12 protein-coding genes are annotated in these 15,637 nt (G+C 62.9%); 6 read left to right on the top strand and 6 right to left on the bottom strand.

Features of this window, described 5'->3' with window-relative positions:
* The first annotated feature begins 15 nt into the window (after positions 1–15).
* From HMPREF3157_RS00915 to HMPREF3157_RS00905, 3 genes are all read left to right on the top strand, one after another.
* Positions 16–1,050 (top strand): 6-phosphofructokinase, encoded by a 1,035-nt coding sequence (locus HMPREF3157_RS00915; protein ID WP_016664171.1) that lies wholly within the window; start codon positions 16–18, stop codon positions 1,048–1,050.
* Positions 1,051–1,100: 50 nt separating this feature from the next.
* Positions 1,101–1,874, top strand: coding sequence for a ZIP family metal transporter (locus HMPREF3157_RS00910; RefSeq protein WP_065247494.1), 774 nt, complete (start codon positions 1,101–1,103; stop codon positions 1,872–1,874).
* Between the two features lie 72 nt (positions 1,875–1,946).
* Positions 1,947–4,181, top strand: coding sequence for an NADP-dependent isocitrate dehydrogenase (locus HMPREF3157_RS00905; RefSeq protein ID WP_070435250.1), 2,235 nt, complete (start codon positions 1,947–1,949; stop codon positions 4,179–4,181).
* Positions 4,182–4,201: 20 nt separating this feature from the next.
* Here the strand turns inward: HMPREF3157_RS00905 and HMPREF3157_RS00900 are convergent, their stop codons facing one another.
* From HMPREF3157_RS00900 to HMPREF3157_RS00885, 4 genes are all read right to left on the bottom strand, one after another.
* Entirely contained in the window at positions 4,202–6,112 is a 1,911-nt protein-coding gene (locus tag HMPREF3157_RS00900; protein WP_070435249.1) for a potassium transporter Kup, read from the bottom strand.
* Positions 6,113–6,263: 151 nt separating this feature from the next.
* Positions 6,264–6,758, bottom strand: a complete 495-nt coding sequence (gene tpx, locus HMPREF3157_RS00895) for a thiol peroxidase (protein ID WP_034372490.1) — start codon at positions 6,756–6,758, stop codon at positions 6,264–6,266.
* Between the two features lie 111 nt (positions 6,759–6,869).
* Positions 6,870–7,877, bottom strand: a complete 1,008-nt coding sequence (locus HMPREF3157_RS00890) for a PPK2 family polyphosphate kinase (protein WP_070435248.1) — start codon at positions 7,875–7,877, stop codon at positions 6,870–6,872.
* A 44-nt stretch (positions 7,878–7,921) separates the two neighbouring features.
* Positions 7,922–9,181, bottom strand: a complete 1,260-nt coding sequence (locus HMPREF3157_RS00885; RefSeq protein ID WP_016664165.1) for an MFS transporter — start codon at positions 9,179–9,181, stop codon at positions 7,922–7,924.
* A 186-nt stretch (positions 9,182–9,367) separates the two neighbouring features.
* Here HMPREF3157_RS00885 and HMPREF3157_RS00880 point away from each other — a divergent pair, with 186 nt between their 5' ends.
* A complete protein-coding gene (locus tag HMPREF3157_RS00880; RefSeq protein WP_016664164.1) occupies positions 9,368–10,303 on the top strand; it encodes a DUF808 domain-containing protein in 936 nt (311 codons plus the stop codon).
* A 19-nt stretch (positions 10,304–10,322) separates the two neighbouring features.
* Here the strand turns inward: HMPREF3157_RS00880 and HMPREF3157_RS00875 are convergent, their stop codons facing one another.
* Positions 10,323–10,835, bottom strand: coding sequence for a phosphoribosyltransferase (locus tag HMPREF3157_RS00875; protein WP_016664163.1), 513 nt, complete (start codon positions 10,833–10,835; stop codon positions 10,323–10,325).
* 229 nt (positions 10,836–11,064) lie between these two features.
* On the opposite strand from HMPREF3157_RS00875, the gene HMPREF3157_RS00870 reads away from it, so the two are divergent.
* Positions 11,065–13,692 (top strand): MMPL family transporter, encoded by a 2,628-nt coding sequence (locus tag HMPREF3157_RS00870; protein WP_070435247.1) that lies wholly within the window; start codon positions 11,065–11,067, stop codon positions 13,690–13,692.
* Between the two features lie 59 nt (positions 13,693–13,751).
* Positions 13,752–14,366, top strand: coding sequence for a hypothetical protein (locus HMPREF3157_RS00865; RefSeq protein WP_168161668.1), 615 nt, complete (start codon positions 13,752–13,754; stop codon positions 14,364–14,366).
* 9 nt (positions 14,367–14,375) lie between these two features.
* Here the strand turns inward: HMPREF3157_RS00865 and HMPREF3157_RS00860 are convergent, their stop codons facing one another.
* Positions 14,376–15,611: a threonine/serine exporter family protein gene (locus HMPREF3157_RS00860; RefSeq protein ID WP_016664160.1), complete on the bottom strand. Its 1,236-nt coding sequence runs from the start codon at positions 15,609–15,611 to the stop codon at positions 14,376–14,378.
* Positions 15,612–15,637: the final 26 nt, after the last annotated feature.

Here is a 15,637-nt window from a genome sequence, read left to right as displayed (position 1 = left end):
CCGAAGGAGAGTGGCATGAAGGTCGGCATTCTGACTTCTGGCGGCGACTGCCCGGGACTCAACGCGGTCATCCGCGGAGCTGTCCTCAAGGGAGATTCCATCTACGAAGATGAATTCGTGGGCTACCTCGACGGCTGGAAGGGAGTGCGCGACAACGAATTCATCCCGATCCCTCGACGCCTTGTGCGCGGCATCGGCCGTCAGGGCGGAACGATCCTCGGCACCTCGCGCGTCAACCCCTTCCACGAGGACGGCGGCGGCGCCGAGGGTGTGCGCAAAGTTCTCGAGGACCACGATGTCGACGCCCTCATCGCTATCGGTGGCGACGGAACACTGTTCACGGCCAATCGACTCGCAGAGGCCGGCATCCCCGTGGTCGGCGTCCCGAAAACAGTGGATAACGACCTCGACGCCACGGACTACACGTTCGGTTTCAATACCGCCGTTGATATCGCAACCGAGAACCTCGACCGCTTACGCATGACGGGCAACAGCCACCACCGATGCATGGTCGCCGAGGTCATGGGGCGCAGCGTCGGCTGGATCGCGCTCCACTCGGGTATGGCTGCAGGCGCGCATGTCATCTGCATCCCCGAATTCCCGCTCACGATCGACGAAATCTGCGAGTACGTTGCGCAGCGCGCTGCACGCTCAAAGCGCCGCTCCCCACTCGTCGTCGTCGCCGAGGGGTTCGTTCCGAAAGACGCGCCGGCAGACTTCATGGACTACGAGATGGACGAATTCGGCCGACCGATCCTAGGCGGCGTCGCCCAGCGCCTCGCCCCCTATATCGAAGAAGCCACGGGTATCGAAACCCGCGCGACCGTACTCGGACACATCCAGCGCGGCGGCGAACCGAATGCGTACGACCGCGTGCTCGCGACTCGTTTCGGTATGGCCGCGATCGACCTCGTGCACGAAGGCGGTTTTGGTCGCATGGTCTCGCTACGCGGGACCGACATCGTGAACGAGCCGCTCACCGAGGCAATCGACTCGGTGAAGCGCGTGCCCAGGTCCAGATGGGACGAGGTTCGCGTCCTTTTTGGGTAGGACGCCGCGCATTTGCGCCCCAGTCCTGCTTTTTGATAATAATTCTTAACATGCTGACCGCGCTCGCCCTCACCACAATTGCCGGGCTCGCCACGATCCTCGGCTCTCTCATAGCCTTGAGTGAACGTGCCCGCGAACCGAAAGCCCTAGGCGCAGCTCTCGCGTTCGCCGCAGGTGCGATGCTCACCGTCAGCGCTCTCGAGCTCCTCCCCCACTCGATCGGTGTGCTCGGAGCGGGCACGACCACCCTTTACTGCGTCGCCGGCCTCGTCATTATTGGCGCCCTCGACCTTGCCTCGCGAGCGTGGGAGCGCCGTGCGGTCACGAGCGCTAGGGAGGCGACGCAACCGTCGGACTCCTCACGTGCACGAGCACTTTTGCGCACGGGCCTCATCACGGCTCTCGCACTCACCGCGCACAACATTCCCGAGGGGTTCGCGACGTTTTCGAGCGCACTCCAGGACACCGCGTTCGCACTCCCGCTCGCTGGCGCGATCGCGCTGCACAACATCCCCGAAGGGGTCGCCGTCGCCGCCCCCATCCTCCACGCGACGGGGTCACGAACGAAGGCCATCGCCGCGACAGCGCTCTCGGGGCTGTCCGAACCAGTCGGAGCCCTCGCGCTCTACGGGCTCCTCACCGCCACGGGGCACGCCGCGAACCTCGAATGGGCAAACCCCCTCATCGCAGGGGTGATGATCGCAATCAGCGCGGTCGAGCTCCTCCCCCTCGCCTACACGCACTCTCGGCTCACGCGAACCCTCACGTGGTGTGGCATCGGTGCGCTTGTCATGGCGGCGAGCCTATGGGCGCTCGGCGGCTGAGCACGAGGTTTGCACCCCGCCGCGGCCTGGTACGTTTGAGAAGTTCGTGACCGTCACCGCGAGGAGAAACTGATGTCCGCCATCATGTACACCATCACTGACGAAGCCCCCATGCTTGCGACCGCCTCGCTCCTGCCAATCGTGCGTGGCTTCGCCTCGAAGGCTGGCGTCGACATCGAAACCCGCGATATTTCACTCGCCGCTCGCATCCTCGCCGCATTCGCGGACCGCCTCCCCGAGGACCAACGCGAACGTGATGCACTCGCCGAGCTCGGCGCCCTCGCGCGCACCGCAGAGGCGAACATCATCAAGCTTCCCAACATTTCGGCCTCGGTTCCGCAGCTCAAAGCCGCAATCGCTGAACTTCAGGCACGCGGTTACGACCTCCCCGACTATCCGGATAGCCCCGAAACCGACGCCGAACTCGACATCCGCGCGCGATACGACGCCGTCAAAGGCTCCGCCGTCAATCCGGTGCTCCGCGAAGGCAATTCTGACCGCCGCGCGCCGCGCGCCGTCAAGAACTTCGCGAAGGCCCACCCGCATCGCATGGGCGAGTGGAGTACTGACTCGCGCACCGAGGTCGCCACCATGAGCGAGGGCGACTTCCGCTCGAGTGAACAAAGCTTCGTCGTTCACGGCGACAAAACCTTCCAGATCGTCCATGTCGCCACCGACGGCACCGAAACGATCCTCAAAGACGCCGTGGCCGCCGAGGACGGCGACATCATTGACGCGAGCGTCATGAGCATCGGTGCTCTCGAGCAATTCCTCACCGCTCAGATCGATAACGCCCGCGAGCGCGACGTTCTATTCTCGCTCCACCTCAAGGCCACGATGATGAAGGTCAGTGACCCCGTCATCTTCGGCCACGCGGTGCGCGCATTCTTCCCCGAGGTCTTCACGCGATTCGAAGCAGAACTCGAGGATGCGGGGCTCTCGGCAAACAATGGTCTCGGCGCGATTCTCTCGGGCCTCGATGCGCTCGATGCCGAAACCGCCGAGGCGATTCGCACGCTCGTAAATGACCGCCTCGCCGAGGGCCCCGAACTCGCGATGGTCGACTCGGATCGCGGCATCACGAATCTTCACGTGCCGAGCGACGTCATCGTGGATGCGAGCATGCCCGCGATGATCCGCACGGGCGGAAAAATGTGGGGGGCCGACGGTGCCCCGCACGGTACGCTTGCCGTCATTCCCGATAGCTCCTATGCCCCCATCTACCAGGTTGTGATTGAGGACTGTCGCCGCCACGGCGCCTTCGATCCGTCCCGCATGGGAACCGTTCCGAACGTCGGCCTCATGGCGCAGAAAGCCGAAGAATACGGCAGCCACGACAAAACTTTCATCGCCCCCGCAGACGGGCGAATCGAGATCCGCTCGACATGCGGGTGCCACGACGCGGCGCTGACATCGCACACCGTCCAGGCCGGCGATATTTTCCGCGCATGCCACACGAAGGACGCACCCGTGCGCGACTGGGTCGCGCTCGCTGTGCGTCGCGCGCGCCTTAGCGAAACGCCCGCCTTCTTCTGGCTTGACCCCGAGCGGGCACACGATCGCGAAATTGCGACGAAGGTCGAGCGCGTGCTCGCCGACGAGGACACCGACGGCCTGGACATCCGCGTGCTCAGCCCCGTCGAGGCCATGAGGGAGACTCTCGCGCGAACGCGCGATGGACTCGACACGATCTCGGTCACCGGCAACGTGCTGCGCGATTACCTGACCGACCTCTTCCCCATCATGGAGCTCGGCACCAGCGCCAAGATGCTCTCGGTTGTTCCCCTCATGGCGGGCGGCGGGCTTTTCGAGACGGGAGCAGGCGGCTCCGCTCCGAAACACGTCCAGCAGCTCGTGACGGAAAACTACCTGCGGTGGGATTCCCTCGGGGAATTCCTCGCGCTCGCCGAATCGCTGCGGCATCTTGCGCGTCGCGACGACAACCACGATGCCGAGGTCCTCGCGGATACCCTCGAGCGCGCAACCGAAACGTTACTCACCGAAGGCAAATCACCCGAACGCCGCCTCGGCGGCACCGACAATCGAGGCTCGCACTTCTTCCTCGCACTGTACTGGGCGCGTGAGCTCGCTTCACAAAGCGACAGCAGTGCGCTCGCGCGCACGTTTACGCCCGTCGCGAGCGAGCTTGATCAATCCGCCGCTGACATCGAGCGCGAGCTCCTCGCGGTTCAGGGCACGAAGGCTGAGATCGGTGGCTATTACCGGCCCGACCCTGAATCGACAGCAGCGGTCATGCGCCCCTCGGCCACGTTCAACGCGATCATCGACCAGCTCGCGGCGCGCTAACGCGCCCGCCTCCGGCTTCTCTAGAAGCGCAGGTCGGTCTCGACGCCCATCGAACGCGCGACCGGCAAGTGGAAGTGGTCGCTTGCGCGTGCCTGGTTCTTGAACATCACGCGGAACACTTTCTTCGCGACGAGCGTCAGGAACGTCGCAGGCGCAAGCACAAGGTTGGCGCGCGCTGTCACGAACCACGTGGACTTCAGACGCTGATTGCTCCAACGCTCGCTCGTGTCGGGGCATGAGGCGAGAAGACGCATCGCTTTCGGCACATCCAGGTGTTCCTTGAAGCCGAAGTGGACGTTCACGCATTCGACGCCGTCGGGCACGCCCGAGACGTCCAGAACCTTGATGCGATCTTCCGCGTTCACGCGTGGAACAGGCTCGGTCGTCACCTCGGCAATCACGACGCGCGAGTGGATGGCGCGATTCACGCGCGTTTGCGTGAGAAGCGCGAGCGGCGGCGTATGGACATCCTGGTGGAGGTACACGACGGTTCCCGGGAGCTTTTGGAGCTGCTTCTTTTCCGTGCGCGCCACGAATTCCTCCCACGTTCCACACAGGTCCCGGCGGCGTTCACGAAGGCGATCGGCGCCGAAGCGCCACACGTGCATCGTCGCGATACACAGCGCCGATACGACGAGGGGAATCCACCCTCCCGTGAACACTTTCGCCGCGTTGGCCGCAAACAGGAAGAGCTCGGCGCTCGCAAAGAACGCGGCCACGACGATCACCTTCCACAGCGCCCACTTTCGCACGTGGCGAAGGTAGAGGAACAGGAGGGCAGTCGAGAGGAGGAACGATCCCGAAACGGCGATGCCATACGCGCTCGAGAGCCCCTGCGAGGAGCGGAAGGCAAGGATGAGCACGAGTGCCCCCACGCACAATAGCCAGTTCACCCCGGGCACATACACCTGCCCCTTGTGTTCGCTCGTGTACGTATGCGTGAGGCGCGGAAGCAGCCCCAACCGCTGGGCCTGCATCGACACGCTGAACGCCCCCGCGATCACGGCCTGCGAGGCAATGATCGTCGCGAGGGTCGCAAGAATCACCACGGGGAACTGAAGGTTGTGCGGGACAAGATCGTAGAACGGGTGGCTCGCACTGCGTTCGCGCAGAACGAGCGCCCCCTGCCCCAGATAGTTAAGTGCGAGGCACGGGAAGACGAGCGCGAACCATGCCCTCGCGATCGGTCCTCGACCAAAGTGCCCCATATCCGCATACAGGGCCTCTGCTCCCGTCACCGTCAGCACAACAGCGCCGAGCGCGAAAAATGCCAAGAGCGGTTCCGTCACGATAAAGCCGAGAGCATGATGCGGGGAAAGCGCCCCGATGATTTCCGGAGTCTTGACGATCGACAGCACGCCGAAGGTCGCGATCACAAGGAACCACACGATCATGACGGGCCCGAACGCGCGGCCCACGACGCCCGTTCCCCACCGCTGAATGCTGAACAGGGCAAGCACAAGCGCGAGCGCGATTGGCACGACGAGCGGGCCGAGGGCGGGAGACGCCTCTTCGAGCCCCTCCACAGCCGACAGGATTGAGATGGCCGGGGTGATGAGCGAATCGCCGTAAAACAAGCCCGCCGCGCACATCCCGAGCACCATCACCACGCCGAGCAAACTTCGCGTGCGCGCGCTCGACAGGACGGATGTCAGAAGCGCCGTGAGCGAGAGCTCGCCTCCCTCACCGTCGTTATCGGCACGAAGGAGCACACCTACGTACTTAATGGAGACCGTGAAGGTGACTGCCCACAGCACGAGGGACAACGCACCAAAAATATGCTGGGGATCAGGGGGAAGCGGGTGGCCGTCGGCCTCTGTGAAAAGCGCTTGGAATGCGTAAATCGGCGAAGTGCCGATGTCTCCGAAAACAACGCCGAGGGCGGCGACGGACAGTGCAAAAATACCTTGTGAACGGGCGTGAGTTGTCATCACGACCGACGAGTCTAACCTGGCCCCATGAGTCAAGAAACCGTTAAGGCTGTCTCGTGGCTCACGAATCCGTAAGGCCGTACAGCGGCTATCAGCCCCACATACGGAAGCGCCCCGGCACACACCGGGGCGCTTTCGTACTGTCGCGGAATCAGAGAGCCGCGAGTGCAGCCTCGTAGTCGGGCTCGTCATCGACACTCGGCACGAGCTGCGAGTGCACAACCTTGCCGGTTTCGTCGGCAACAAGCACGGCACGAGCGAACAGGCCGGCGAACTCGCCGTCGGACAGCACGACGCCGTAGTCCTTGCCGAAGGTGGAGCGGAAAGCCGAGAACGTGTGGACGTCATCGAGGCCCTCCGCGCCGCAGAAACGCTCCTGCGCGAACGGAAGGTCCACCGACACACCGATCACGACGGTGTTGTCGAGCGAGGACGCCTGCTTGTTGAACGTGCGCAGCTGCGCCTGGCACGTGGGCGTGTCAACCGAAGGGAAAATGTTCAGCACAATGCGCTTGCCGGCGAAGTCGTCAAGAGTGACATCTTTCAGCTCGGCGTCTGCAAGGGTGAACGCGGGAAGCTGATCGCCAACCTTGGGGAGCTCCCCGTTCGTCGACACGGTCGCGCCTTCAATGGTGACTTCTGCCATTGTCAATCCTTCTTTCATCGCTATGTCCGGCCGCGACATGCGGCCCTGCTACGCCTCGTACAGTAGAGCCGCCATCTGACCGTTGCCAGAAAGCGGGATGCTCTCGCACGCCTACGCCTTCTCCGCTTTCATTCGCTCAATGGCCTTCTTCACATCAAAGTCAGCTTTCGGATAAGCGGGGGCGATGCGTTCGAGCGCATCGGTCAGAAGCTGCTGAACAGCCAGCCGCGCGTACCACTTTCGATCCGCGGGAACGACGTGCCACGGAGCCCACGCCTTGTGCGTCTCGCGGATCGCAGCGTCGTACGCATCCATGTATGCATCCCAATGCTCACGTTCGTCGAGGTCGCCCATGTTGAACTTCCAGTGCTTATCTTCGCGTTCGAGACGCTCGTAGAGCCTCTCCCACTGCTCCTCCTTAGAAATATGAAGCATGACCTTCACGACCTCGTAGCCTCGTTCTTCGACGAGTTGCTTTTCGAACCTGTTGATGTCGCTGTAGCGCTTCGCGAGAGTCTTGTCGTCTGCCCACCCGTGGACGCGGTGGATGAGCACGTCCTCGTAGTGCGATCGATCGAACACTCCGATGAAGCCCGGCTCGGGAAGCGCTCGGCGAATCCGCCACAGGAAGTGGCGATTCTTCTCCGTTGCCGTCGGAGCCTTGAAGCCCTTGATCCGCACGCCCTGCGGGTCAACAGCGCCCACCACGTGACGCACAATTCCGCCCTTGCCGGCCGTGTCCATGCCCTGGATCACGAGAAGGACGCGGCGGCCATTTTCTTGGTCGCGATGCTCGGCCCACAGTCGCTCCTGGAGCTCACTGAGGTACGCGCTGCGGGCGGCGAGGATTGCTTTGCCGTCCTGCTTGTCGCCGCCAAACTCGAGCCGCGCCTTCGTCGAGAGCTCGCGCACGGAAGTGAAGCCCTCGAGGTCGAGCGGGAGCTCGTGCCCGCGTGGGCGCGCGTCAACATAGGTACCGTCCTCGACGATGTCGAGTGCAGCATCACTTACCTTCAGGTGTTTCTTCGCCTGATCGAGAACGATCTGTTCGCGCTGTTCACGCACGGGCGCCTGAGCGTTCTCAGTGCTCTTTTTGCTCTTCTTGTCCTTTTTGGCCATACCTTCAGTCTAGGAAGCGGCGAGGGGCCCTCCCTGACTCATACTTACCTAGAGGCTCGCCTGTGCGTGAGTGCGATGAAGCGCGTCACGATGAGGGCACCGAGGGCGACGGCAGCCGTCGACACCCAGACCGCCGCGCGGAGCCCGGCGCTGTCCACGATGAGGCCGCCAATGATCGCACCCCCACCGATCGAAATGTTGAATGCCGCGCTATTGAGAGCGGTGCCCGCCTCAACGCGGTCCCCCGCCTCAGCGTTGACGAGCGACTGAATCGACACCGAGGCCATGCCGCCAAAAAAGCCCCACACAGCGATGATGACGAGAGCATTGACGGGGGCGGACATCACGGTCGCGACGAGGATGAGCGAAAGCGCCGTACCCACCGCAAGGACAAGAACCGCCAAGGCAGCAGAGCGTTTGATGAGCGGGCCGGCGGCGAAGTTCCCGATGAGGCCGAGCGCCCCGTAAAGCAGCAGGTACATGCTGATCTTTTCGAGATCGACGTGGGCGAAGTCTTGAAGGATCGGACTCACGTAGCTGTACGAGACGAACTGGCCCGTCACGATAATGAGCGTCAGCACAAATGCGTAGCGCACGCCGCGGATCTTCACAGCACCGAGGGTCGAGCGCACGGTTTCCACCGCGGCCGACTGCACGGGCCTGACCATTGCGACCATCATGAGGCCCACGACGAGGGCGAGAATACCCGTGGCAGCGAACGCGCCGCGCCACCCGAGCATCGTTCCGAGCCACGTTGCGAGAGGCAGTCCAAGCACGAGCGCGCTCCCGTTCCCGGCAAACGCAATGGTCAGCGCAGTCGTGCGGTCCTCTTTTTTTACCTGGCCAATCGCGACGAGCGGAAGCACGGGCCAGTTCATCCCGATTGCAATCCCGGTGAAAATGCGCGAGGCAAGAAAGAGCGGCCACGAGGTGGAGAAGAAGGAGATCGTACAACTCACGACTACCGAGAGAAGAGCGAGTAGCAGCACGGTCTTACGGTTCAAGGGGCGAGTCACGCTCGGCACGAGTAGGGCCACAACGCCCGCGATCACGCCGGGAAGTGTCACGGCGAGCCCGACGGTTCCTCGGCTCACACCGAGGTCGTTGGAGATAAGCGTGAGCACGCCGATGGGAAGCTCTTCGATGGTGATAAGCGTGAAGATCCCGAGAGCCAGCGCGACCACCGCGATCCAATTCGAGCTCTCCGGCTCGCTGTTCGGTGCTGCCTCGGGGAGGGTCGACGGATCGACCTCCGGGTTAATCGCGGGAATAGAGCCTGTCACGGTAGGAGGAACAGCCGACACGGCACACCCCTTCATCGTTATGCGGCAGACACGTCAGGTGCCTGGGCTCACGGATGTTGACCCGCGCAGCGCCCAACACTCTAGGAAAAGACGCGAGTCTCCTCCAAGTTGTGGTGGCGGGATTCACCGCGCGGATACCCATAAAATGGGAGCGCCCTCGACGCGCGCACCGGAAGGTTTTTCCTTATGGCCATTGGCTTTGCCGCACTGCTCGACGATATCGCCGCCCTCGCGCGCATGGCCGCGGCCAATGCCGACGATGTTGCCGCCGCGTCCATGAAGGTCAGCGCAAAGGCAGCGGGAGTCGTCGTTGACGACGCAGCCGTAGCTCCGCAATACGTACGCGGAGTCAATCCCAAGCGGGAGCTGCCGATCATTTGGAAAATCACGAAGGGTTCCTTGCTCAACAAGGCCATCATCCTCGTGTTCGCGCTCCTTCTTTCGCAGTTTGCGCCATGGGTCCTCACGCCGCTACTCATGCTGGGAGGCACCTACTTGTGCTTCGAAGGTGCCCATAAGATTTGGGAGCTTGTCACCGGCAACAAGGAAGCGAAAGAAGCCGAGCCTTCCGTTGTGCAGGGAGAGGATGCGGAAAAGAAGGTTGTATCGGGGGCCGTGCGCACCGATTTCATTCTCTCCGCAGAAATTATGGTGATCTCGCTCAACGAGGTCGCTGACCAGCCCCTCGTGGATCGCGCCCTCATCCTCGTGGTCGTCGCGATTGTCATCACGCTCGCCGTTTACGGGGTCGTGGGGCTGCTCGTCAAGATGGACGACGTTGGGCTCGCGCTCACGAAACGAGATTCAGGCGCCGCGAAGACGTTCGGCGCATGGCTCGTGCGGGCAATGCCTGTCGTCATGACCATCATCAGCTACGTCGGAATGTTCGCCATGCTGTGGGTTGGCGGTCACATCATGCTCACGGGGCTCGATGAGCTCGGGCTGCACGCACCGTACGCGCTCGTGCACCACCTCGCCGAGGGCGTCGAGGCGATCGCGGGCGTGGGCGGAGTGCTCGCCTGGCTCGTCGATACGCTGTGCGCCCTGGTGTTCGGGCTCGCGTGGGGCGCCGTCGTGGCCGGCGTGTGGGCACTGACCCCGTGGGGGAAGAAGGCCCACTAGCGCCAGCGGGGCCGGCCGCTTACTTTTCCGTGGGAGTGACGGGCGGTTCAGCCGACCAGGGGAACACGATCCAGTCGGCGGTATGTTTCCAGACGAAATGAGGCTCGACGACCGACGTCGGCTTCGAGTACAGGACCGCGGAGCGCGCCTCGGCGCCTTGAGCCTCGAGAAGCTCAAGGACAAGCGCGAGAGTACGGCCGGAATCGGCAACATCGTCGACGACGAGCAGGCGCTTGCCTTCAATGGCCTCGGTGTCAAGCAGCGGCGCGAGGAGAACCGGATCGGGGAGGGTCTCGTGAACGTCGGTGTAAAACTCGACGTTGATAGCGTCGGCAAGTTTGAGCCCCAGAGCGTATGCGAGGGACCCCGCAGGGAGCAGGCCTCCGCGTGCAACGGCGATGATGATCTCGGGCTCGAAGTCCGAATCAATGATGGTTTGTGCAAGTTCACGGCTTGCGGTGCCGAAGGTCTCCCACGTGAGGACCTCCTTCACCTGCAGATCGCTTGAATCGGCGTGGTAGGCCCCTGTCACGGCGTCCTCGTTTCCCCGGCTTTTCCGGATCGCACCGGTTGTTCCGGTGGTGTGTTCGTTGTCTTCTCCCCCGTCGGACCCTCGGGGCCAACCGGTCGTGGCTCCATTCTAGGGGCGAAAATCCGCGTCTTCGAAACGCTGCTGCCGGGTGCGTACACTAGTAACGATTTCGATACAGCCGCCCACCCTTTCGGTAGGCACCTCGCATGTGAAGACAGCAGGAGCCGCGATGCTTGATTATTGTGCGTCTCTCATCGTGCGTGCGCGGCACCTCATCGTCGCCCTTGCGGCGTTGTGCGCGGTGTTCTTTGGCGCGTTGATTCCTTTCGTCGGCGTGAATGCCGACATGGCGAAGTATCTGCCGTCCGCATCACCGATGCGCGCAGGCACCGAAGTCCTCACAGATCAGTTCGATGACCCCGATCTTTCAACGTTTCGAGTCATGGTGGATGGACTCGCTGACGACTCGGAGCGCAAAGAAACCCTCGCTGCCCTCGAGAAGCTCGATGGGGTTCACCACGTCACATCGTCAACCAATGCCACTCCTGCCGACGGCGACCCAGCCCGATACATCAACGGTGACCACACGCTCTTCGTCGTCTCCTCCGAATCCGACTATTCGGACCCGGCTGCGACGTCCCTTGCCGAGGAACTCGCCGAACTGAGCGAGTCCGGCCTGAACGGGCACCCCCTCACCTTCACGAGCGATAACCCCTCGACGAGCGGCGAGCTTCCCCTGTGGATCGCGACCATAGCCGTCGCGCTGCTCGCCGCGATCCTTATCGCGATGAGTGCATCGTGGATCGAGCCTTTGCTCTACCTCGCGACGATTGGCATCGCCGTGGTGCTCAACATGGGATCCAACGTTGTCCTTGGCGAAATCGCAGAAGTGACGTTTTCGATTGCCGCTATCCTCCAGCTCGTCTTGTCGATGGATTACTCGATCATCCTCGCCAATCGGTATCGGCAAGAACGCGCCGCGCAGAAAAGCCGCGGTCTGGACGCCGTACCGGACGCAAGCGCAATCGCCATGAGGCGAGCCCTGCCCAAGGCCTTCAGCGCAATCGCCTCGGCATCGATTACGACAATCGTCGGCCTCCTCGTGCTCGTCTTCATGAGCTTCAAGGTTGGCGCCGATCTCGGCATCGTCCTTGCCAAGGGCGTAGCGATCTCAATGCTGACCGTTTTCACGGTCCTTCCCGCATTCCTTGTCATGTGCGACTCCTTGATAGCGCGCACACCAAAACCGTTCCTCAGCCCCCGCTTGGGCGTGCTCGCTCGGCTCGAGCACGCTGCACGATGGGTCGTTCTCGCTCTGTTCGTCGCCGTCCTTGCGGGATCCGCGTTTCTCCAGTCCCGTACGGAGACGGCGTACACGCTTTCGACCCCCGACCGGGTCGCCGAGCATTTCACCCCCGATAACGACATCGTGCTCGTCTATCTCAATTCGAATGCTGAGCACATCCATGAGATTGCCGATGCTGTACAGCGCGATCCGCACGCGATAAGCGTGATGGGCTACCCCACGACCGTCGGGGAGCCGCTCACGAAGCGCGAGATGAAAAGCACCCTGGAAAAAATTGAGGGTTCGCACGACTCTGGGAACGCGATTGGGAACAAGGACGGGGCCGACGGCTCCTTGGCCCTCAACGACACGGCCCTCTCGATGGTGTATTTCGCGTACCACGACGGTCAGGCGGGAACCATGACGCTACGAGAATTCGTGGCTGCCGCTCGCGAGGCTAAAAACCTCAGCCAAAAGGGGGAACTCGGGTCTTTCACGTCGGGCGGCATCGGCCGGATTGAAGGAGTCGACGCCCTCGAGCGCGCACTCGATTCAGGTCAGGTGCCCGGTGACGTTCTCGGCCGCGAGTTCACCCCGAAGCAGCTAGCGTCGGCGCTTAAAAGCATGAAGGAGCGCGGGAGCGAGGGCGATTATTCAGGCGACGCGAGCGACGCGGCTCCTCTCAACGAGGACGATCTCACTCAGCTCTTCGTGCTGCACCGCGCGCTTCACGAATCGGATCCGTCCTGGACGATGTCACTCGATGACCTCGTGCACTTCATGCTCGAAAACTCCGGGCAGGACGGGCGATTTGAGGGGCAGTTGAGCACTGAGCAGGTTTCTCAACTCGAGAGCGCCGCCGCAGACATCGCTGATGTTCGCACGCGGTTCGTGGGAACCGAGTTCTCGCGTTTAATTATCCGTACTGACTACCCCAAGGAAAGCCCGGAAACACTCGCGTTCGTCGAGAATCTCGTCGATCTCGCAGACGCCAAGGTGCCCGGTGAGCATTTCTTCGTGGGAGATTCAGCCATGGTGTACGAAATGCGCGAGGGATTCGGCGCGGAAAATGTGAAGATCGCACTTTTCACGGCGGCCGCAATATTCATCATTGTGGCGCTCACGTTCCGCTCGATCGCCGTGCCTGCGATTCTTGTACTGCTTGTGCAGGTGGGCGTCTTTATTACGGTGAGCACCGTCGGGCTCCAGGGATACAGCATGTACTACCTCGCGATGCTCATCGTGCAGTGCATTTTGATGGGAGCCACGATCGATTACGCGATCGTCCTCACGACGTATTACCGGGAGGCACGGCAGGAACACGGGGTGCGAGAATCGCTCGCGCGCGCCTACGACGGTTCGATTCACACGATCCTCACCTCCGGTCTCATCATGGTGCTGGTGACGGGCGTGATCGGTTTTCTGTTCTCAAATCCGACGGTTGCCCAGATCTGTCGAACCATCGCGATCGGGGCGTTTGCGGCCATCATCCTGATCGTGGGGATCCTGCCTGCGCTGCTCGCCGTTCTCGACCGGGTGGTGGCTCCTAAAAACGCGGCGCCACGCGCATAGGGACACGGCAGCGAAAAGGCACGGCGCCGTTTGGGGCGGCCTAGAATTACCCTATGGTCATGCATGAGGTGAAGGTTCTCGTCCCCGAAGATCGGCTCGCCGATTTCTACACGCGTTTTGGCACGTGGCTCGCGGAAAGCGAGACGGCCCTGCCCAAAGCGAACGACGACGCGCACGAGAGGCCCGCGACGGAAGACGGGGGCCTTGCGGAAACTCGCCCCAGCGGCGAGCGCGCCGTCAACCGAGGCAAAGACGAGGCGCAACCGGCGTCGGACCGCACACCCCCTGAGCCGGAAAGCCCGCGCCGCAGCGCCGCTGCCGCTGCGCCCACCTCAAGCGATCACGACCTTCTCGACTGCGCCGTCGAGTGGTGGCGTTGCCTCAAACGAAACGAGCGCGATATTTTCACGCTTTTCATGGACGCTGCGCCGAACACGCTCGGAGCGCCCGAGATTGTGGCCGCGCTCGGACTCAAGAGTGAACGCGTCATCCCCGGTGTCCTCGCCTGGCCGCGCCGCAAGGCTGCCCGTGCGGGCTTTCCCCTCGCGTGGAAGTTCGAGCACGATGCCGACGGCAAGGCCCGCTACGGCCTTCGCAACATGCCGGAAGTGTCAATGAGCGCACACGAATATGCATCGCTATTGCGCGAGGCAAAGCGCAAGGTCGAGGGCTAGCGACCGCCCCTATCGCACGGCCGAGCGCCACCTCGTGATGAAGCCGTGAGAGAGGATGAGCCCGAACGTCATCGCGGCGAGAATCAGCAGGGCGGTGGAGAAGTCCTGTGCGATGCCGACCACGACAACCGTGCTGGGGCGCGCCGTCAGCTGCACCATCCCCGCCACTGCGCGGAACAGGTAAATGCCGGGCACGAGCGCGACGATGGCGGCGAACCCCACGCCTGCGAATGACAGGCGTTTGCGGTGCGCAACAGCGCTCAGCACAAGTCCCGCGACAATGCAGGCCGCGAGATCGGCGTTAATGACGTTCACTCCGCACGAAACCATGAGAATCCAGCGTCCAGCATGGATGAGCCCTCCCACGAGGATGGGCCACGCCGCCTGCGTAAGCGGCATCGAGAAGTAGACGCTGAACGCCATCGCGGCGAGCGCTGCCGCGAGCGCATCGACCCATAGCGAAGGCGTACGGGCACCAGCAGTAACGGGAAGGTCGCTCCCCACGAGGAGAAGCCCCACGACGAGCCCGCCGCTGATCGCAGCGAGGATGATCCCGCCATACACGAGGCGATGCCACCCCACCGTGACGTTCTTTCCCGTGACGTCGAGCGCGCCGTTGATGAGGTGTGGGCCCGGCACAAGAATCATGGCGGGGCACACCGCGACGAGTCTGGCTGCCGATGCGATACCAAGGTGATCGGCGACCCCACCAAGAATCCCCGCGAGCATGGCAGCCGCAAGCGCCTGGCCCGGCACGGCGATGCCGTGAGCCCCGAGCCATCGCCTCATACAACCGCCAATACCCGCTGCCAGCGCGATCAACAGGTACGACAGCGGGCTGCGGGCGCCGTAGATGAGAGCGAGACCCCACGCACCGGCGATACAGGCGAGGACGAAAAGCCATAGCGGGGCGTGCGAAATCGAGGCTGCTTCGTCGAGCCGAGAATTGAGCCGCGCGAGTTCACGATCACCGATGTCGCCACTGGCCGGAAGCGAGTCGATAGCTCGTAGCGTCGCGTTAACGCGCGCCATGTTGATCGCCTCGGGTCGCACGTGGACGGTCGTGTGCGCACGACCGTCGATGTCGACGAGGACGACGCGGTTCCATTCAACAATGCACCGTACCGGCAAGCCGAGTCGAGCGCTCAGGGATTCGACCGCGGAGATTGCCTCCGACGTGAGGTGGCCGTACCCCACGAGGGTTCGTGCCGCGGTTGCGAGAGCCCGCATCCGCTCGTCTCGCATGGGTCCTTCTCTCTCTTCGCTGCGTC

The organism is Dermabacter sp. HMSC06F07, assembly GCF_001807345.1.
GTDB lineage: Bacteria > Actinomycetota > Actinomycetes > Actinomycetales > Dermabacteraceae > Dermabacter > Dermabacter hominis.
Note: the sequence above shows the minus strand (reverse complement) of the source record. Positions and strands in the feature narration are given on the sequence as shown.